Source organism: Collinsella sp. SGI.178, from assembly GCF_050313495.1.
Lineage (GTDB): Bacteria > Actinomycetota > Coriobacteriia > Coriobacteriales > Coriobacteriaceae > Collinsella.
Genome location: NZ_JBNPLM010000010.1, coordinates 38,671 through 58,766 on the forward strand (window position 1 = coordinate 38,671; position 20,096 = coordinate 58,766).

The window sequence follows — 20,096 nt, forward strand, 5'->3', positions numbered from 1 at the left end:
GGACGTTCTTAAATGACTAGTCAAACAAGAACGTCCCCAACGACTAGTCGTTTAAGAACGTCCCCAACGACTACCCCGATGTTTTGCGGCGCCGTAACTAAATAAGTTTGGTACCTTGACATTCTTGTGTGGCACTCCTAGATTAGTTAGGCACAAAATAATTCCACTACCTAACTAAAGAAAGGAGCGATACGAATTCATGTGCGATGAACCCCTTAACCTTCGCCCGCATGAGCCCGGCGGCGATCCTTCGGAGCCGGCAGACGTGCCCGAAGCAGTTAACGGCGAAGACAAGCTCGCCAAGCGCATCCTGAGCGGCCTAGGCTTTTGCGGCCACTACATGCACTTTCACGGCGGTGGCGTGTCCGGCAAGGCGCCCATCGTCTGCCTGCTCGCCAAGCAGGAAAACGGCGAGATGTCGCAGCAGGAACTCGGCATGCACTTCGACCTCAAGCCGGGGTCGCTTTCCGAAATCTTGTCCAAGCTCGAGTGCGCCGGCATCATCGAGCGCAGCCGCAATCCAAAAGATCGCCGGCAGCTCACCATTCGCCTAACCGAGATCGGCTGGGAGAAGGCCCGCATCGACCAAGCCTCGCGCATCCGCTTTAGGGAACAGGCCTTTAGCGCGCTCACCCACGACGAGCGCGAACAGCTCGCCGAGATGCTCGAGAAAATCCGCGTAACCTGGGAGGAACTGGATGATTAAAACCCTTATGGGCAGCATCCGCGATTACATGAAGGTCACGATCGCCACGCCGCTGCTGGTGCTTGGCGAGGTAATCTGCCAGATGATGATCCCGTTTATCACCGCCGACATGATCGACGCCATCAAGGACGGCACTGCCGTTACCGAGATGCTGCCCACCGCCGGCCTTCTCGTACTCATCGCACTGACGTCACTCGCCTTTGGCGCCGCCGCGGGCATCACCTGCAGCCATGCCAGCTGCGGCTTTGCCAAGAACCTGCGTCGCGACCTGTTCTACAAGATTCAGACGTTCAGCTTCGCCAACATCGACGAGTTCTCGACCTCCTCGCTCGTCACGCGCCTCACCACCGACATCAACAACGTGCAGCAGGCCTTTATGATGCTCATCCGCATCGCCGTGCGCTCGCCGCTGGTGCTGGTCTTTGCCTTTACCATGGCATACGCCATGGGCGGCAGCGTCGCCATGGTCTACCTGGTCATCATTCCGCTGCTGGGCTTTGGCCTGTTCTTTATCATCTATAAGGTGCGCCCGATCTTTACCCGCGTGTTCCGCAAGTACGACGCGCTCAACGAATCGGTCGAGGAAAACGTCACCGGCATGCGCGTGGTCAAGAGCTACGTGCGCGAAGACTTTGAGAAGGAGAAGTTCGCCACCGCCGCGCGCGACGTCCAGATGGACTTCACCCGCGCCGAGAAGTTGCTCGCCTTCAACAACCCCATGATGAACATCTGCGTCAACGGCGCGTTCGTCGTCATCATCTACCTGGGCTCCAAGCTCATCATCACGAGCCAGGGCACCCTGTTCGATGTGGGCCAGCTCTCCTCCATCTTTACCTACGGCTTCCAGATTCTGATGAGCCTAATGCAGCTGTCGATGATCTTTGTCATGGTGACCATGGCAGATGAGTCGGCGCACCGCATTACCGAGGTGCTGGCCGCCGAGCCCACGATCGCTAACCCGACCAAGCCCGTGCACGAGGTTGCCGACGGCTCCATCGACTTCGATCACGTGAGCTTTAAGTATTCCGAGCATGCCCGCCGCCAGGCGCTCGACGATATCGACCTGCATATTAAGAGCGGCGAGACCATCGGCATTATCGGTGGCACCGGCTCGGCCAAGTCGACGCTCGTGAACCTGATCGCCCGTCTGTACGATGTCACGGAGGGCACCGTGCGCGTCGGCGGCGTGGACGTGCGCGACTACGACCTGGACGCGCTGCGCCACCAGGTAGCCATGGTCCTGCAGAAAAACGTGCTGTTTAGCGGCACCATCGCCGAGAACCTGCGCTGGGGCGACCCGAACGCCACCGACGAGGAAGTCCGCGAGGCCGCACATCTGGCCTGCGCCGACGAGTTTGTCGACGGCTTCCCCAAGGGCTACGACACCTGGATCGAGCAGGGCGGCTCCAACGTTTCCGGCGGCCAGAAGCAGCGCCTGTGCATCGCGCGTGCCCTGCTGCGTCGCCCCAAGATCTTGATCCTGGACGACTCCACGAGCGCCGTCGACACCAAGACCGACGCCAAGATCCGCGAGGGCCTGGCGAGCTACCTGCCCAACACGACCAAGCTCATCATCGCCCAGCGCATCAGCTCCGTGCAGGACGCCGACCGCATCATCGTCATGGAGGGCGGCCGCATCAAGGACATCGGCAACCACGATGAGCTGCTCCAGACGAGCGAGGTCTACCGCGAGACCTTTACCTCGCAAAATAAGATGAGTGCCGAAGGCGAGGACGCGGGCGACGTTTCCGGCGATACGACCACGGCGGCAGACAACACCGACACGACCGCACCGCAAGCTCAGACCCAGGAAGGAGGCGAGGCACATGAGTAAGGCCGCTACCGCCGAGCGCGCGCGCAACCGCAAGGGCGGCACCATGACGCGCCTGATCAAGATGCTCTTTGGCTTCTACCCGGTGCTTTTGCCCCTCGTCGTCGCCGGCGTTGTGCTCTGCGCCATCATCAACTCCATCGGCGCGACGTTTCTCCAGAGCGCGCTGCAGGTCATTAGCGAATCGTGGCAGTCGGGCGACTGGACGACCGCGCAGCCCAAGATTCTGAAGCTCGTGACCACCCTCGGCTGCATCTACGCCGTGGGCGTCGCCTCCTCGCTCTTCTGGAACCGCGCCATGGCCGTCATCACGCAGGGCTCGCTCGAGAAGCTGCGCGAAAAGATGTTCAACCGCATGCAGGACCTGCCGATTCGCTACTTCGACACGCACCAGCGCGGCGACATCATGAGCCACTACACCAACGACATCGACACGCTGCGTCAGATGATCAGCCAGTCGCTGCCCAACCTGCTCATGACGATCATCGTCATCGTCACCGTGTTCTTCATCATGCTGTATTACAGCGTGTGGATGTGCCTGGTCATCATTGCCGGCGTCGCCTTTATGACCTTTATGACCAAGCTGCTCGGCTCCAACGCCGCGCGCTTCTTTATCGCGCAGCAGACCGAGCTCGGCGTGGTCGAGGGCCATATCGAGGAAGTTATGAACGGCCAGAAAGTCGTCAAGGCGTTCTGTCACGAGTCCGCTGCCGAGGCCGTTTTTGACGAGCGCAACGAGAAGCTCTTCGAGGTCTCGCAGAAGGCCAACATGTACGCCAACATCCTCATGCCGATCCTCGGGAACCTGGGCGACTTGCTCTACGTGCTGGTCGCGCTGACCGGCGGCATCTTCCTGGAGCTGGGCGTGCCCAACCTGAGCCTCTCGGGCATGGCGCTCTCCATCGCCGTCGTGGTGCCGTTCCTCAACATGACCAAGCAGTTCTGCGGCCAGATCGGCCAGATCTCGCAGCAGATCAACGCCGTGGTCATGGGCCTTGCCGGCGCCGAGCGCATCTTTGAGCTGCTCGACGAGGAGCCCGAAGCCGACGAGGGCTACGTGACGCTCGTCAACGCACAGGTGAACCCCGAGACCTGGCAGCTCGAGGAAGCCGACCACCGCACCGGCATGTGGGCATGGAAGCACCCGCACCGCGCGACCGGCGAGATCGAGTACGTACCGCTGCGCGGCGACCTGGTCATGGATAACGTGGACTTTGGCTATACGCCCGACCACGAGGTGCTGCACGGCGTGTCCGTATATGCCAAGCCGGGCCAGAAGGTCGCGTTTGTCGGTGCCACCGGTGCCGGTAAGACGACCATCACCAACCTCATCAACCGCTTCTACGACATCGCCGACGGCAAGATCCGCTACGACGGCATCAACGTCAACAAGATTCGCAAGTCCGACCTGCGTCGCTCGCTGGGCGTTGTGCTGCAGGACGTGAACCTGTTCACCGGCACTGTGATGGACAACATCCGCTACGGCAACCTGGACGCCACCGACGAGGAGTGCATCGCGGCGGCAAAGCTCGCCGGTGCGGACGACTTTATCACCCGCCTGCCCGACGGCTACGACACCATGCTCACCGGCAACGGCGCCCAGCTGTCGCAGGGCCAGCGCCAGCTGATTTCGATCGCACGCGCTGCCGTCGCCGATCCGCCGGCAATGATTCTGGACGAGGCCACGTCGAGCATCGACACCCGCACCGAGGCCATCGTGCAAGCGGGCATGGATAAGCTCATGGAGGGCCGCACGACGTTTGTCATCGCGCACCGCCTGTCCACCGTGCGCAACGCCGACGCAATCATCTGCCTGGATCACGGCCGCATCATCGAGCGTGGCAACCACGACGAGCTGATCGCCAAGCGCGGATATTACTACCAGCTCTATACCGGAGCGTTTGAGCTGGAGTAGCTCAAAACATCCCCTACGCTCCCAACGGACCTCCCCGAGGGAGACGGGGTGTTTACTCCGTGCTCAAACATTCTCGCTTCGCTGCGAAGCTGCGCGCGGAGCAAACACCCCCGTCTCCCTCGGGGAGGTCCTGCGCACACGGTCTTTTCTCGCAGCCTGAAAAGAAGTGGTGAGGCCCTGGCCGTTTGGCCAGGGCCTCGTTTTGTAAGGAGGGACTCCACCGTCTCCCGTCCGCAGTCCCGTAGCTAAAAAAGCCCCGTCCCAAAAAGACTGCTTTGGCAGAACGTCGGGTGGTATCCTTGGTAGCCCTGTGCTGCAAACGCACCTTAAACGCAAGGAGTCCCATGGATCTTATCGCCCAGCTCGCCCGCGAGCTCAACTTTAAGGCCGCCAACATCGAGTCAGCCGTCAAGCTCATCGACGAGGGCAACACCATCCCCTTTATTTCGCGCTACCGCAAGGAAGCCACGGGCGGCATGGACGACGTCGCCCTGCGCGCACTCGACGAGCGCCTGTCCTACCTGCGCAATCTTGAGCAACGTAAAGAGGACGTCATCCTGCTCATCGACGCCCAGGGCAAACTTACGCCCGAACTCGAGCAGCAGATTCGCGAGGCCACGCAGCTCCAGCGTGTCGAGGACCTCTACAAACCCTACCGCAAAAAGCGCATGACTCGCGCGCAGAAGGCCCGCGAGGCAGGCCTTGAGCCGCTCGCCAACATGATCATCATGCAGGCCTCGGCCAAGGGCAGCGCACTCGACGCCGCCGCGGCATACGTCAACGAGGAGGCCGGCTTCGACACGCCCGAAAAGGCGCTTGCCGGCGCGGCGGACATCGTGGCCGAGACGGTGGCCGAGGACCCCGAGAACGTCGCCGACCTGCGCGCCTTTACGCAGAACACCGCCGACATCGTCGTCGAGGCCACCGACCCCACCGAGAAGACTCCCTACGAGCCGTACTACAGCTATGACGAGCCGCTGCGCCGTATACCCAACCACCGCGTGCTGGCTATCGACCGCGGTGAGCGCGAGGGCAAACTCCGCGTGCGCGTGAACGTCGACGGCACTGCCGCCACGGCACGCCTCGGCAGCCGTTGGCCCCGACGCCAGGGCGTGTTTGCGCCCGTCTTTGATGCCGCTATCGCCGACGGTTACAAGCGCCTCATGGCCCCCTCGCTGGAGCGCGAGGCCCGCGCCAAGCTCACCGTCCGCGCGCAGACCGAGGCCATCAACGTCTTTGCCAAGAATCTCGAGGGCCTGCTCTCGGCACGCCCCGTACGCGGCGCCCGTGTGCTTGCACTCGATCCGGGCTACCGTACCGGCTGCAAGGTCGCCGTCATGGACGAGACCGGCAAGCTACTCGACCACGGCGTGGTCTACCCCACCAAGCCGCGCCACGACGTCGCCGGCACCAAGCGTGAGCTCGCCCGCCTCGTCAAGAAGGACGGCGTCAACACCATTGTCATCGGCAACGGCACCGCCAGCCGCGAGACCGAGGAAGTCGTCTCGGAGTTCATCGCCGAGCAGGCGCCTGGACTGCGATACACCATCGTCAACGAGGCCGGCGCATCGGTGTACTCCGCCTCCGAGCTCGCCAGTCAGGAATATCCCGACCTGGACGTCACCGTGCGTGGCGCCATGAGCCTGGGCCGCCGCCTGCAAGACCCGTTGGCAGAGCTCGTCAAGATTCCGCCCCAATCCATCGGCGTTGGCCAGTACCAGCACGACCTTGACCAGGCCGAGCTTTCGCGCACCCTGGGACATGTGGTGGAGGACGTCGTCAACCGCGTGGGCGTCGACGTAAACACCGCAAGTGCGAGCCTGCTGGGATACGTATCGGGCATCACGCCGAGCGTAGCCAAAAACATCGTGGCCTACCGCGAGGAGAACGGCGCCTTTACCGATCGCCGCCAGCTTAAGAAGGTCCCCAAGCTGGGGCCCAAGGCATATCTCAACGCCGCGGGCTTCCTGCGCATCAGCGGCGGTAAGAACCCACTCGATGCGACGAGCGTCCACCCCGAAAGCTACGAGGTGGCCACGGCCGTCCTGGAGCGTGCGGGTGTGGCGGCAAGCGAGCTCAGCCGCGGCGGCGTGCCCGACATCGAGCGACGCATCGGCAGCATCTCGGCGCTGGCAAGCGACCTGGACTGCGGCATCCTCACGCTCATCGACATCGTCAACGAGCTCAAGAAGCCTGGCCGAGACCCGCGCGACGACGCGCCCGAGGTGGTCTTTAGCCGCTCAGCACTTTCCATCGACGACCTGGAACCCGGCATGGAGCTCAAGGGGACGGTGCGCAACGTTGTGGACTTTGGCGCCTTCGTCGACGTGGGTGTGCACCAGGACGGCCTCGTGCATATCTCCAAGCTGGCCAACCGCTTTGTCAAGCACCCCAGCGACGTGGTGCGCGTCGGCGACACGGTCAAGGTGTGGGTCGAAAAGGTCGATCGCGACCGCAAGAAGATCTCGCTCACCATGGTGCAGGGCAAATAGCCGCCAAAGCGGACGTCCCCCTCTTCGCGGCGTGCAAAATTGCGAGTATTCAGCATCTCCCGATAGCCCCGCGGCGCTTCAGAGGGCCATAAAAGCAAAAACGGCCCCCGTTTTGGCGTTTTAGGGCCAAAACGGGGGCCGTTCCGCGCTTCAACCAGCTGGTAAAAGTCTTTACCATGCTGAAAACTCGCGATTTTGCACGTCGCTGCAGGGGGTACCCTTGCTTAGGGCAGAATATGGAAACCCAAAGCGGCGATATCCTTGGCAAAACCGCGCACGGTATCGAGCGAGACCTCGTACGGGTCACGGCCGATGTTCTTGCGCTTGGCCAGGATGCTGTTGGGCACCGTGATGATCTGGCAACCGCAGGCCTCGGCCTGGTAAATGTTGATAAGCTCGCGCGTGGACGCCCACAGGACCTCACAGTTGGGCTTGGCAGCGGCCTTCTTGACCGACTCCGTCATAAACGGAATGGGATCGACGCCGGTGTCGGCGATGCGACCGGCAAAGAGCGAAATGATAGACGGCGTCTCGGCGTCAACGGCCTCGACCATCTCATCGACCTGCTTAGGCGTAAAGATGGTGGTAACGTTGACCTTGATGCCGTCGGCCGAAAGCTTGCGGACCAGCTCGGCGGTGGACTCGCCCTTGGTGGTCACGCACGGAATCTTGACGTAGACGTTATCTGCCCAGGTAGCAATCTCGCGGGCCTCGACCTCCATGGTCTCGACGTCGTCGGCAAAGACCTCAAACGAGACGGACACATCGGTGATGTGGGCCAGAACCTCCTTGGCAAACGCGCGGTAATCCGTCACGCCACCCTTCTTCATAAGGGACGGGTTGGTCGTGAAACCCTGAACGTTGCCGTTCTCGTACATGTCGAGCATGCCCTCGAGGTTTGCACCGTCAGCGAACACCTTGATTGCCATCTGCCTGATTCCTTTCGTTTGCATACGGGCATTGAGCTGCTAAACACTTTACCTACGTTTATTAAGGCGTGAACTGCGGTTTTTTATCTTCCCGGCGAACGGTATAAACACCTCAGTGTTTGGATTGATAAATCGATTGAGCATGCAAAAGCAAAGAGTCGCAGTTTGAGCAAACGTCAGAACGCGGGATTCATTAGATGAGGCCGAAATGCCGCATCGCTGTGACGGTGCCGTCGTGTGCGACATCGTCGGTCACGTAGTCGGCGACCGCCTTGACCTCGGGCATGGCGTTGCCCATGGCGACAGCCGTCTCGACCGCACCGAGCATGCCCAGGTCGTTGCCCGAATCGCCAAAGCCAAAGGTGCGCGCATTTCCTTCGCGGCCCAGATACGCCAGCGCTCGCGCCACGCCCACGCCTTTGTCAATACCCTTGGGGCTCAGCTCGCGATTCTGGCCACCGGTGTTGCACAGCTCAAACTCGCAATCGATAAAGCCGTCATCATTGGCTACGCGAGCCAAACTGGGCACACTGAGGCATATCTTGCCCACACGCAGACTGCCGTCGACGCGCATTTCCTCGGTGCTGTGCACCACAGAAGTGCCGATCAGAGACGACTGCTCAACGCCCACAGGCTCCAGGGCAAAAGTAGCCACGTTGGTCTCGAAAAAGGCCTCAATCCCTGCCGCGGCCATACGGCGCGCAAGCTCCTCGATAACGTCCTCGTCAAAGCAGTCCTCGTGTACCACGCGTCCCTCGACCTCGAGCGTGGCGCCTGCCATGGCCACGACGCCCGCGGGGTCGAGCGCACGCAGGCTATCGGCGATAAGCCACAGGGGGCGACCCGTGCAGATAAATGCCTTGTGCCCTGCATCGCGCAGTGCACGGAACGCCTCAACCACCGTCTGCGAGGGGCGAACTGCCGAAAAGTCCTTATCGGTCATATCGTCGGGATCGAACGACGTCAGCGTGCCGTCCACGTCAAAAAAGAGCACGGCGGAATCGGGGCACGCATCAATCATATGGGTTCCTTTCGAGGATAAGGGCAAACGAAGCATCCATCATATAATGGAGCGACGCAACCAGAGAGGTCACCCATGGAATTTTACGCAAGCTGCCCTGAGGGCTTTGAGTCCGCACTCGCCGATGAGCTTAAACGCCTCGGGCTTTCGCATGTCCGCCGGCTGAAGGGCCGCGCTACGTTTGAGGGCGAGCTCGAAGAAGGCTACCGCGCCTGTCTGTGGTCGCGCCTGGCGAGCCGCGTGTTCGTGGTTCTTGGGCGCTTTGAGGCGCAGGATGCCGATGAACTGTACGATAGCGTTTACGACATCGCCTGGGAGAACATCATCCGTCCCGGCGCCACTATCGCCATCACCGCCCGCGGCGTGACCGAGCAGCTGCGCAACACACGCTTCTCTGCCTTGCGCGCCAAGGACGCATTGTGCGACCGCCTGGCCGAAACCACGGGCCGTCGCGCCGATGTCGACGCCGCCGATCCCGATGTTCACCTACTGCTTTCGCTGCGCCAGCGCCGCGCCAGCATTAGCCTGGACCTTTCGGGCGACCCGCTGTTCAAACGCCTGCCGCCCGCAGCGACCCGCGCCGGCGAGGGCGCGCACGTGCTGCGCCCCGACTACGCCGCCCTGGTGCTGGCGCAGGTCGGTTGGACCGCGCTGTGCGAGCGCGAGCTCACAGCCGATGATTACGAGAACGAAGCCCTGCCCACGCTGATCGACGCCTCGTGCGCCGGCGGCGGCCTGCTGCTGGAAGCCGTGAACATTCTGACCGACCGCGCCCCGGGCGCTGCACGCGAGCACTGGGGCTTTGAGGGCTGGCAGCCGCACGACGCCGCCCTGTGGGAGCAGCTGCTTGCCGAGGCACGCGAGCGCGAGGCAGCAGCACGCGAGCGCCAGGCACGCATCGTGGCTGTAGACATCGACCCCGCCGCCCGCAAGACTGCCGAGCGCATGGTCAAGTGCGCCGGCTACAAGCGTTTTGTCGACTTTTGCGCTGCCAAGCCAGCCACCGTGCTGGACCATGCAGGCGCTGTCGCCGGTGCCGCCGTGGTCGCAGACACCACCGAGACCCCGCTTTCACTCATGCACGACGCCATGACGCTGGTCGGCGAGCTGCGCCGCGCGCCCGAGCTTGCCGCGGCGCCGGTCGCTGCGCTCACCCGCGATGGATTGCTGGCCCGCTCGCTCCACGCCGAGCCCGAGCGCTCGATCGCCGTCATGCCCAACAACGAGGAGGCGACCGTCGAAGTCTGGCCGTCGCTCGACCACGCCGCCGCAGCGTTTGAGGCTGCGACCGGCACAGATGCCGAGGCCGAGGTTGCGGATACCAACGAAGTCAACGACAAAGCCGCCAGCACCCCCATGCCCGAACCTGCCGCCACGCTCGACCTGGGCGACGGCAAGCCGCTGCCCGTGCTCATCCCCGAGTCCGAGCAGTTCGCCAACCGCTTGCGCAAGAACGCCCGTCTGCGCCGCAAGTGGGCAAAGCGCGAGGGCGTGAGCTGCTACCGCGTCTACGATGCCGACCTACCCGATTACTCCGCCGCCATCGACCTGTACGAGGGCTGCCCGCAGACGCCGGGCCGCTGGCTCGTCATCGCCGAATACGCCGCGCCCAAGACCATCGATCCCGCGCTTGCCCAGGCCCGCATGCTCGACATTCTGGCCATCGCGCCGCGCATCCTAGATGTTCCCGCCGAGCACGTGCACGCCAAGGCCCGCATGCGTTCGCGCGGCGGCTCGCAGTACGGCAAGCAGGGCGCCGGCAAGGGCGGCTCGGGCGAGCGCGCCAATATCGCACGCCGTCGTCTGCCGCTCATCGAGGAGGGCGGCCTTACCTTTGCCGTCAACTTTGACGACTACCTGGACGTCGGCATCTTCTTGGATCACCGCGTCACCCGCAACCTGGTGCGCGAGCACGCCAAGCAGGCGCGGCGCTTTCTCAACCTGTTCGCCTATACCGGCACCGCTACCTGCTATGCGGCAGACGGCGGCGTCGAGGAAACTGTGACGGTCGACCTCTCCAACACCTACCTGGACTGGGCCGAGCGCAATATGCGCCAGAACGGCTTTGTTGGTCCGCAGCATCATTTTGTGCGCGACGACGTGCTTGCCTGGATTCGCGACCAGCGCCAGACGCGCAACCGCTGGGACCTGATTTTTGTCGATCCGCCCACGTTTTCGAACTCATCAAAGATGGGCCGCCGCACCTGGGACGTCCAGCGCGACCATGTTGAGCTTTTGGCCGGCGTATCGCGCCTGCTCGCACAGGGCGGCCACGCCATCTTTAGCTGCAACCTGCGCGGCTTCCGCCCCGAGACGCGCAAGCTCGCGCGCGCGGGCGTCGTGCTAGAGGACATTACGGCGCAGACCATCCCGGAGGACTTTGCGCGCAACCAGAAGGTGCACCATTGCTATATCGTGCGCCGCCTGCCCATCGAGGACGCCATGGCCGAAGTCGGCTTTAGCGCCGAGGAGATTGCAGAGCGAACCGAAGAGCTGCGCAACCCCGAAGCCCGCAAGCCTCGCGCAACGACGCCCGCGCAAGCGCAGGCCGGAGACCGAGGGTCGCGCGGCGACGGCAAGCCTGCCTGCGCCGGCAAGCCCAAAAAGAAGAAGTTCTACGCCAGCAAGCCCAAGGGCAGATAAACCAAGTTGTGGTGGAATACGGACTGTTTTGCCTGGAATTAGGCAAATTTAGACCGTATTTCACCGCAACTCATATTGGGATGGTGGTTGGCGATCTAGCCTTGGGTGACCAGGCGATAGCCGATACCCACGTGCGTCTGGATATAGCGCGGATGCGCCGGATCGGACTCGATCTTCTTACGCAACGTGCCCATAAAGACACGAAGGCTCGCCAGGTCGCTCTTAGTTGCCGTGCCCCAAATCTCGTGCAGGATAAACTGGTGCGTCAGCACCTTGTCGGCGTTGTGCGCCAGCAGGCACAAGAGCCTGTACTCGATCGGCGTCAGATGCAGCTCCTCGCCATCCATCGTGGCGATGCCGGCATCAAAATCGATATGCAGCTCACCGGTATCGAACGAGCCCTCGGAGGCAACGCCACCCGTTTGCGCATACGAAAGGCGCCTGAGCGTCGTGCGAATGCGCGCGAGCAGCTCCTCGACCGAAAACGGCTTGGTCAGGTAGTCGTCGGCACCGGCATCGAGTGCGCGAATCTTGTCCGCATCCTCGCTGCGCGCCGAGACCACAATGATCGGCATGCCCGACCATGCGCGCACCGACTCCACCACCTTGACGCCGTCCATATCGGGCAGGCCCAGATCGAGCAGCACAATACTCGGTGCCTGCGATGAGGCGGCGGCGATGGCGGCATGGGCGGTCTCCACGGCCATATGGCGCAAGCCGTGCGCCTCGAGCGCGGCAACGATAAGGTTGCGGACGGCGGGGTCGTCCTCAACGACCAAGATGAGCGGTTTCATGGCAGAGTTCGACACAGCGTTACTCCTTATCAAACGAAACGTCGGCGGCGGGAAGCCCAATCGTAAAGACCGAGCCGTGCGGGTCCGCCGCGGCAACCTCTATGCTACCGCCATGCGCCAACATAATGGATCGACAGAGCGAAAGTCCCAAGCCCACGCTGCGATGGCTATCAGCCAAGCCATGGTTGACAGTGTAGAACGATTCAAAGATCCGGCCCTGCTCCTCGGGCGCAATACCGGGACCGTCATCGGCGACGGAACATGCCACCTGTCCATCGTTCGCCATAATCGAGATCACGATATGCGAGCCCGACGGCGTATAGGCAATAGCGTTGTTCACCAGGTTCACCACCAGCTGCACCATCAGGCGCGCATCGACGTTGACGAGCGCCGGCTCGTCGCACGGCACCACCTTAAGATCGTGCTCGCGTACAGCCGGATTCACGTGGCGCAGCGCCTCCTCGACGATATCGTCCATGAGCTCGAGCGTGGTCGACAGATGCATGCCGCCGCCCTCGAGCTTTGTGATGGCGAGCAAATTCTCGACGGTGGCGTTGAGCCATTGCGCATCCGAACGAATGGAAAGGAGCATGCCGCGGCGCGTCTGACTATCGAGCACAGCCGTGCCGGTCGAACCCTGGTCGAGTAGCACGTCGGCATTGCCCGAAATGCTGGTAAGCGGCGTGCGCAGATCGTGCGAGATGGAGCGCAGCAGATTGGCGCGCAGCTGTTCGTTTTTGGCGAGCACCGCCGCCTCCTCGCGGGCCTCCATGGCGCGGGCGCGATCGAGTGCCAGCTCGCCTTCGCTCACGATGGCGTCGGCAAGTGTCCGTTCCTCGTGCGTCAGCACGTCGGGCTCGGCAACGATAGCCAGCACGCCCACCACCGAGGCGGGGTCGCCCGAGCGCACGAGGCCGTCGCCCGTGCAAACCGTCAGGTAGATGCCATAAAACGCCGAGCCGCCATAGGTGGCATCGAGCGGCGTTCCCACATAGGCGGACGCCGAGAGCCGCGGCGGCATCTGGGGCGTCAGCTGGTGCACCGGCGCGGCGTCACCCACGGCCGTGTACGTCGCACGCGGCAGCAAGTCATCATCGTCGGCGTCGGCGCTGTACCACACGACCGGACAGCCCGAAAGACGCGCCAGCTGCGTTGCCATGGCATGCACAATCTGCTGCTGATCGGGACACCGCTGCAGCATGCGGTTGGTCTCGAGCACCATATGCGTGCGACGGTCGCTGGCGGCAGCCTGTGCCAAGGCGCGGCGCAGGGCCAACGCAATCGAGCTCGACACAAGCGAGACCACAAACATGATGAAGAACATGCCGGGATAGACGCGGTCGATAAACGATAGCGAGCAGCGCGGGTCGACAAACAAGAAGTTGTAGAGCGCTACGGCGGCAGCCGAGCTCAGCAAGCAATACAGGCGGCTCCAGGTAAAGAATGCGCACAGCTGCACGGCGAACACATAGACGATCATGATGCTCGGCGCGAGACCAGGATGGTCGAGCAGCGCACCCACAATCGTCGCCGCGACCAGCAGCCCCGCCGATACGCAGGCGTCATACAGAGGGCTGCGACGTGTCAGCGTTGTGCGCCGCCACCAAAAGCTATCGGCAATATCGCCGTCCGCACGGACGTCCATCGGCACCCCGCCCCTCTCTTAAAAACAAAAACCACCACAGAGGGACAGCACCTTTGTGGTGGTTTCCCTTGTGGTGGTTCCAAGTGTATAGCCTTTGCAGCCTGCGGTCGTTAGACAAACAGCACGTGCGCGAGCAGGGCACACACTCCTGTCCATCGAAGACCAACTCCATGCAACCTGTCGGCGACTACGGGCGCTCGTTGGGGGCCAGGCGCTGCATCTTGTTCACAGCCTTGAACTTGGTGAACAGCGGCACATACTCAAAGCTCACGTTGGAGTTCTCCAGGCCATACCAGCGCGCCGGCGTACCAGCAAAGCGGCGGATGATGTACTTGAGCGTGATGGCCGTGCGCTCGCTCGGCTCCACGTCACTCTCGGGCGCCAGGAGCTTGCGGATCATGACGAACTTAAACGTGCCGATGTTGCCCGGATCCTTGTAGACCGAGTAGTCATGCATCTGCGGCGGCAGCTCGCCAGTGGCGGCCAGATCCTGAACAACCTGGCGCAGGTAGGCGTTCACGCGCTGGTTAACCTTGTAGCCCAGGTACAGATGCACGCGGAAAACAAAGTCGGTGCCAAACGTCTCGACCGAATAGGCAAAGGTATGCGGTTCGTCCATGGTCTCGACGTTCACGAACCACCAGGCGCGGGCGCGCTTGGGATGCTTGTCCAGAATCGAGTAGACGATATCGCGGTCGATGTAGTCGGTATTGGTGTCCTTGGTCAGGTACACGATGTTGTCGCTCATAAGCTCATAGCGATCGTCGTCGCGCAGGCGCTTGAGCTGCGGCAGATAGCTGCGCAGCGGCAGCAGCGTAAACTGACGCCGCTCGACCGCCGTGCCGTTGTACCAGCACAGCATAACGCCCATGATGAGCATGGCCATAAGGATAGTGAAATAGCCACCGTGGAAAAATTTGGTGAGCGAACTCACAAAGAAGAAGCCCTCGAGCATAAGGAAGAACACAACGAAGATATACGGGACGACCTTAAGGCCGCGATCAACATGCAAGTAGAAGAAGAGCAGCAGCGTCGTGCACATCATGGTCAGGGTGATCGCCAAGCCGTAGGCGGCCTCCATGTGCGCCGAGCTCTGGAACAGCAGCACCACGATGACGCAGCCCACAAGCATGACGTTGTTGACCATGGGAATATAGAGCTGGCCCTTGGTCTCGGCAGGATAGAAGACCTGCATGTGCGGCATGAGGTCCAGGCGGCTGGCCTCGGACACCAACGAGAAAGCGCCGGTGATGAGCGCCTGCGAGGCAATGATGGCCGCGACGGTGGAAAGGCCGACGGCAAAGGGACGCAGGCCCGGGGTAAGCATCTGGTAGAAGGGGTTGAGGTCGGCGATACCCATGAGCTCCGGGTTGCCGGCGTTGTTGATAAGCCACGCGCCCTGGCCCATGTAGGACAGCAGCAAGCAACACTTAACGAACGGCCATGTTGCGTAGATGTTGCCGCGGCCCACGTGGCCCATGTCGGAATAAAGCGCCTCGGCACCGGTGGTGGCGAGGAAGCAGCTGCCCAGAATCATGATGCCCGCATGGTTGTTGGGGCTCAACAAAAAGGCGATGCCGCGCACCGGGTTGAGGCACAGCAGCACGGCGGGGTGCTGGAAGACAAAGAACAGACCCGTGCCGCCCAGGAACAGGAACCACAGCGTCATGATGGGGCCAAAGGCGTGGCCGATCTTGGCCGTGCCGATGCGCTGCACCAAGAAGAGCGCAATGATGATGGCAAGCGTGATGGCCACGACGCGGGCCTGATCGTCGCCCAGCACGGCATGGACTGCCGGAATGGTGCGCAGGCCTTCGATAGCCGTAGTCACGGTAACGGCAGGCGTGAGGATGCCATCGGCGAGCAGTGCCGCGCCGCCCAGCATGGCGGGGATGATGAGCCATTTGCCGCAGCGCTTAACCAAGCTGTACAGAGCAAAGATGCCACCCTCGCCATGGTTGTCGGCGCGCAGCGAGATGAGCACGTACTTGACGGTCGTCAGCAGCGTGACCGTCCACACGACGAGCGAGAGCGCGCCGAGCACGAACTCCTCCGTGACGCTTCCGATGCCGCCGTTGCCGGCAACGAGCGCCTTGGTTACATACATGGGGCTGGTGCCGATATCGCCATACACCACGCCCAGCGTGACGAGCATCGCCGAGATGCTCACAGGAATCGCAGCGTGCGAGGCTGCCTCCTTGGCCTTTTGTTCCATAAGCCGGTTTCCTCCCAACTTTAACGTTCGAGGGGATTATAGATAATCGTCCCATGTTTTAATGCACTGTTTTCCCAGCTAGATAAACATTTATACGGCCTTTAGGCCACCGCGGCGATATGGAATGTGACAAAGGGACTGTCCCTTTGTCACATTCGTCATTTTCCGAGCCAGTTTTTGAACCACCACTCCATGGATCGGCTCATCTCGGCCATAAAGGGGCTCGTGTGCTTGCGGGTGTAGATATCCACGACGCGCTCCCCCACCTCGCGGGCATGCGGACGGAACATTGCGTCCATCTCGGCCACCTGCGCATCCATGGTCGCGGCATCGGCGCGGCGATAGCGCTCCTCGTGCACCAGGTTCACCACGGGATGCGCAATCGCCGGGCGCTCCTTGCGGGGCGTGCCGATGATGAGCATCGACAGCGGCATGGTATAGGGCGGCAAGTCCAGCAGCGCAGCAACTTCCTCGGCGTTCTCGACGACATCGCCGATATAGCAGCTCCCCAGCCCCAGGGCCTCGGCGGCGACCACGGCGTTTTGGGCAGCGATCACGGCATCCTGCGCCGCGATGGCAAAGTCGCCTAAACCCGGCGCGCGGCGGGGCGCCTTGCCCGTGCGCTCGACAAACTCGGGCTCAAAGCAACCCACGTGCTCAAACAGATCGATCCACTTGGCATAGTCGACCACAAATATAAGTGCCCAGGGCGCCTTGGCGATCATGGGCTGGTGGTCGCACAGGTCGGCCAGGCGATCGAGCGTTGTCTGCTCGCGGATACTCACGATGGAATACATCATCATGGCGCCTGCCGACGGCGCGCGGCTCGCCGCATGCAGAATCGCCGCCCGCTGCTCGTCGGTCACCGCTACGGGACGGTCGTTGTCATCGCGCGCAAAAGCGCGCGTGGACGAACGGTGCTCCAAAATGTCCAGCACCGCGTTGCCCGTGGTCTCGACCGGATAGCCGCCCGCGCCCATGCCAGCGCCCACGTCGCCCGCACCCGTCATACAAACCTGCTCGTTCATCGCCTCAACCTCGCCATTTCTTTAAGAAGCCTTTACGTTTCCGTGTAATTCCCGTCCATTATCGCGCAGGTCGCCACTACATTGCGCCACACCGCCACACATGCGCGCTAATATGGCTGGTTGTTGTGCGCAGCCACCAATCGCAGCGCATATCTTGGTAACAATCGGGTAAACCCCCGCTTTCGTAGTTTTAAGTTTGTGAGGAGTCTCAGCATGTTCGCAGCCGCCATCTCGCTCGTCGGTCTTGCGGCGACCGTCTTCCTTGTCTTGCGCGAGGCCAAAGCCATTCGCGCGCAGTCGGGCACCGTTGCCAAGGGCGCTCTTGGATGGAGCGTCGCCTTCGGTCTGTTCCAGGTCTTTTTGACCATTTGGGGCGCCATGGGCCTCGTCGCCCAAAACGAGCCGCTCGCCTTTGTGATGCTCATCCTGACCAACGCCATCCTCACCGGCTGCGCCTGGGCCAGCATCGCACGCGACCGCATCGCCCCGCGCGTCTTTGCGTTCGCCGCGCCCGACGCCCCCGCCCCCACCGGCAAGCTCGCCCGTCTGCGCGGAGCCTTTGTGGGCAAACCGCTCGTCGCCGCCGTGCTGTGCCTGCTGCTCGCCGGCGTCTTTGCGCTGCTGGGCATGGAGGTCTCGTCCAACCACGACTTTACCTGGGTCTACCCCCTGTGCATACTGCTCGAGTGGGCCATCATCACCACGCTCATGGTCGGCCTGTTCTTCCTGTTCCAGCGCCGCGGCGCAGCTCCCGCCGTCCTGACCTTCGCCCTCTTTATCCTGGGCATTGCCGAGTTCTTCGTCATCACGTTTAAATCCATGCCCATCCAGCCGGGCGACCTTTCGGCCATCTCCACCGCCGCCGCGGTCGCCGGCAACGGCTACACCTACTCGATCTCGCTGTTCTGCGTGCTGTCCATGGGCTTTACCGCCATCGCCATGCTGCTATGCGAGTACGCCGGCCTGGTAGCACCGCACCGTCAGAAGGGTGCCGCCAACGCCAAGCGCATGCTGCTCACCAACCTGCTCGTGGCGGTGCTGTGCCTGGGCGGCGTGACCGCGCATGTCACGCTTATCGACTACTACAACACCCTCGGCATCACCGTCTACACCTGGCGCCCGCTCGAGAGCTACTGGCGCGAGGGTTATCTGCCTGCCTTTATTAGTGCGGCACAGTCCATCAAGCCGCCCAAACCCGCCAACTACTCCGCCGACGACGCCAAGGCAACGCTCAAAAAGTATGCCAAGGCCTATGACAAGTCCGATGCCGCCACAAGCGACGCCCGTACCGCCGCCCAAGAGCAGTTCGATAGCGAGAAGCCCACGGTCATCGCCATTATGAACGAGACCTTCTCGGATCTTTCGATCTATCAGGAGATGCACGCCGGCTACGAGGGCCCGCAGTACTTTAAGAACCTGTCCGACTGCCTCAGCCGCGGCAAGCTCTACGTGAGCGCCTACGGCGGCGGCACCGCCAATACCGAGTTTGAGTTTATGACCGGCAACTCCATGGCCAACCTGGGCTCGGGCGTGTACCCCTACACCATCTACAACATGGAAACGACCGGAAACCTGGCAGAGCAGTTCAAGTCGCTCGGATATTCCACAACGGCCATGCACCCCAACCACGCAACCAACTGGAACCGTGAGAACGTCTACAAGGACTTTGGCTTTGACCAGTTCCTGTCTATCAACGACTTCCAGGGAGCCGACACCTTGCGCGGCATGGTGACCGACCAGGCAACCTACGACAAAATCCTTGAGCTGCTCAACCAGAACGCCGACCCGCAGTTCATCTTTGACGTGACCATGCAGAACCACTCGGGCTACGATACGGGCCTGCTGCCGGCAGATAAGCAGATGCACCTGAACATCGACACGACCGATCTGGACGCCAAGACCATCGAGGACGGCACACTCTCCGATGTCGACGAGTACGTCTCGTGCATCGAGCAGTCCGACCAGGCGCTGCGCTACTTCCTCAATGCCCTGCGCAATCTCGACCGCAAGGTGGTCGTGGTGTTCTGGGGCGACCATCAGCCGTTCTTCCCGTCCAAGTTCAACGATAAGTGGTTTACCGGCGAGGACGACGCTACGCATCAGGAGCGCCTGTGGCAGACCGACTACATCATCTGGGCCAACTACGACGTTGCCGGCTGCGACCAGACGAGCGAGGTCGACGACCTGTCCACCAACTACCTGTCCACCCAGCTGATGCAGCTGATCGGCGCACCACTGACCGACTACCAGAAAGCGCACATGACGCTGCGCAAGTCGCTGCCCGCCATCAACTCGGTGGGCTACGAGGACGCTAGCCTGCGCTGGGCGCTCTCCTCCAACGTCACCGGCGAAGACGCCGTCGCCGCGGCGGCCACCAAGGCGCGCGAGGATTACGCCAAGATGCAGTACTACGAGATGTTCCGCGACGGCAAGAACGTGTACACCGAACACCTCCAGACCGAGGCCAACGAGACCGACCCCAACCTGGCGCCGGGTACGACCAAGATCAAGTAGCGGGGATCAAGTAACGGGGTCGGGGGCCCGAATCGGCGGCAGGCGGAGGTACGGGAAAGGTCTGCTGCTCAAACAGTCCTGCGCAAGACGGGGGCCACATTAAGTGGCCCCCTTTGCGTGCGGAACTCGCGACAGACCTTTCCCGTGCCTTCGCCTGCCGCCGCCCCTCACCCGTTGCGGGTTGAGTGGGCTGATAAAGAAACTGCGCTCACCTCATGGTAGAAGCGTGGCCTGTCATGCGAATCGCGGAAACTGTGTCCCAGAATTCACGTCCGGAGTGGGATGCACTTTCCGCTTGAGGACCTGTTGGGAAAGCGCATCCCACTTCAAGAGTAAATTCCGGATCGCACTTTCCGCTAAGGC

Annotated in this window: 12 protein-coding genes; 6 read left to right on the top strand and 6 right to left on the bottom strand. The window is 62.1% G+C overall.

Going from position 1 to position 20,096, the window contains the following annotated elements:
* Window positions 1–199 precede the first annotated feature (199 nt).
* From ACQRAQ_RS04525 to ACQRAQ_RS04540, 4 genes are all read left to right on the top strand, one after another.
* Entirely contained in the window at window positions 200–706 is a 507-nt protein-coding gene (locus ACQRAQ_RS04525) for a MarR family winged helix-turn-helix transcriptional regulator (protein ID WP_427794060.1), read from the top strand.
* Window positions 699–2,540: an ABC transporter ATP-binding protein gene (locus ACQRAQ_RS04530; protein WP_427794061.1), complete on the top strand. Its 1,842-nt coding sequence runs from the start codon at window positions 699–701 to the stop codon at window positions 2,538–2,540. Before ACQRAQ_RS04525 ends, ACQRAQ_RS04530 begins: the two co-directional genes overlap by 8 nt.
* Window positions 2,533–4,452 carry an ABC transporter ATP-binding protein gene (locus tag ACQRAQ_RS04535; RefSeq protein ID WP_427794062.1) on the top strand — a complete coding sequence of 640 codons (1,920 nt, stop codon included), beginning with the start codon at window positions 2,533–2,535 and terminating at the stop codon, window positions 4,450–4,452. Before ACQRAQ_RS04530 ends, ACQRAQ_RS04535 begins: the two co-directional genes overlap by 8 nt.
* 344 nt (window positions 4,453–4,796) lie before the next feature.
* A complete protein-coding gene (locus ACQRAQ_RS04540) occupies window positions 4,797–6,944 on the top strand; it encodes a Tex family protein (RefSeq protein ID WP_427794063.1) in 2,148 nt (715 codons plus the stop codon).
* A 224-nt stretch (window positions 6,945–7,168) separates the two neighbouring features.
* On the opposite strand, the gene ACQRAQ_RS04545 is transcribed toward ACQRAQ_RS04540, so the two are convergent.
* Window positions 7,169–7,873 carry a transaldolase gene (locus tag ACQRAQ_RS04545; RefSeq protein WP_427794064.1) on the bottom strand — a complete coding sequence of 235 codons (705 nt, stop codon included), beginning with the start codon at window positions 7,871–7,873 and terminating at the stop codon, window positions 7,169–7,171.
* Window positions 7,874–8,066: 193 nt separating this feature from the next.
* Entirely contained in the window at window positions 8,067–8,894 is an 828-nt protein-coding gene (locus ACQRAQ_RS04550) for an HAD-IIB family hydrolase (protein WP_427794065.1), read from the bottom strand.
* A gap of 75 nt (window positions 8,895–8,969) precedes the next feature.
* On the opposite strand from ACQRAQ_RS04550, the gene rlmKL reads away from it, so the two are divergent.
* The gene (gene rlmKL, locus ACQRAQ_RS04555) at window positions 8,970–11,537 is read left to right on the top strand and encodes a bifunctional 23S rRNA (guanine(2069)-N(7))-methyltransferase RlmK/23S rRNA (guanine(2445)-N(2))-methyltransferase RlmL (protein WP_427794066.1); all 2,568 of its coding nucleotides are present in this window, start codon (window positions 8,970–8,972) and stop codon (window positions 11,535–11,537) included.
* Between the two features lie 95 nt (window positions 11,538–11,632).
* Here rlmKL and ACQRAQ_RS04560 read toward each other — a convergent pair whose 3' ends face one another.
* The 4 genes from ACQRAQ_RS04560 to ACQRAQ_RS04575 form a co-directional block, all read right to left on the bottom strand.
* Window positions 11,633–12,346 carry a response regulator gene (locus tag ACQRAQ_RS04560; protein WP_427727663.1) on the bottom strand — a complete coding sequence of 238 codons (714 nt, stop codon included), beginning with the start codon at window positions 12,344–12,346 and terminating at the stop codon, window positions 11,633–11,635.
* A gap of 4 nt (window positions 12,347–12,350) precedes the next feature.
* Window positions 12,351–13,976 (bottom strand): sensor histidine kinase, encoded by a 1,626-nt coding sequence (locus ACQRAQ_RS04565; protein WP_427794067.1) that lies wholly within the window; start codon window positions 13,974–13,976, stop codon window positions 12,351–12,353.
* Window positions 13,977–14,163: 187 nt separating this feature from the next.
* A complete protein-coding gene (locus tag ACQRAQ_RS04570) occupies window positions 14,164–16,191 on the bottom strand; it encodes a KUP/HAK/KT family potassium transporter (protein ID WP_427794068.1) in 2,028 nt (675 codons plus the stop codon).
* Between the two features lie 158 nt (window positions 16,192–16,349).
* A complete protein-coding gene (locus tag ACQRAQ_RS04575; RefSeq protein ID WP_427794069.1) occupies window positions 16,350–17,219 on the bottom strand; it encodes a nitroreductase family protein in 870 nt (289 codons plus the stop codon).
* Between the two features lie 213 nt (window positions 17,220–17,432).
* Here ACQRAQ_RS04575 and ACQRAQ_RS04580 point away from each other — a divergent pair, with 213 nt between their 5' ends.
* On the top strand, window positions 17,433–19,733 hold the full coding sequence (locus ACQRAQ_RS04580; protein ID WP_427794070.1) for an LTA synthase family protein: 2,301 nt from the start codon (window positions 17,433–17,435) through the stop codon (window positions 19,731–19,733).
* The last annotated feature ends 363 nt before the right edge of the window (window positions 19,734–20,096 follow it).

Coding starts and splice junctions, on each gene's coding strand:
- ACQRAQ_RS04525 (WP_427794060.1), top strand. CDS start 200: ATGTGCGATGAACCCCTTAACCTTCGCCCGCATGAGCCCGGCGGCGAT.
- ACQRAQ_RS04530 (WP_427794061.1), top strand. CDS start 699: ATGATTAAAACCCTTATGGGCAGCATCCGCGATTACATGAAGGTCACG.
- ACQRAQ_RS04535 (WP_427794062.1), top strand. CDS start 2,533: ATGAGTAAGGCCGCTACCGCCGAGCGCGCGCGCAACCGCAAGGGCGGC.
- ACQRAQ_RS04540 (WP_427794063.1), top strand. CDS start 4,797: ATGGATCTTATCGCCCAGCTCGCCCGCGAGCTCAACTTTAAGGCCGCC.
- ACQRAQ_RS04545 (WP_427794064.1), bottom strand. CDS start 7,873: ATGGCAATCAAGGTGTTCGCTGACGGTGCAAACCTCGAGGGCATGCTC.
- ACQRAQ_RS04550 (WP_427794065.1), bottom strand. CDS start 8,894: ATGATTGATGCGTGCCCCGATTCCGCCGTGCTCTTTTTTGACGTGGAC.
- rlmKL (WP_427794066.1), top strand. CDS start 8,970: ATGGAATTTTACGCAAGCTGCCCTGAGGGCTTTGAGTCCGCACTCGCC.
- ACQRAQ_RS04565 (WP_427794067.1), bottom strand. CDS start 13,976: ATGGACGTCCGTGCGGACGGCGATATTGCCGATAGCTTTTGGTGGCGG.
- ACQRAQ_RS04570 (WP_427794068.1), bottom strand. CDS start 16,191: ATGGAACAAAAGGCCAAGGAGGCAGCCTCGCACGCTGCGATTCCTGTG.
- ACQRAQ_RS04575 (WP_427794069.1), bottom strand. CDS start 17,219: ATGAACGAGCAGGTTTGTATGACGGGTGCGGGCGACGTGGGCGCTGGC.
- ACQRAQ_RS04580 (WP_427794070.1), top strand. CDS start 17,433: ATGTTCGCAGCCGCCATCTCGCTCGTCGGTCTTGCGGCGACCGTCTTC.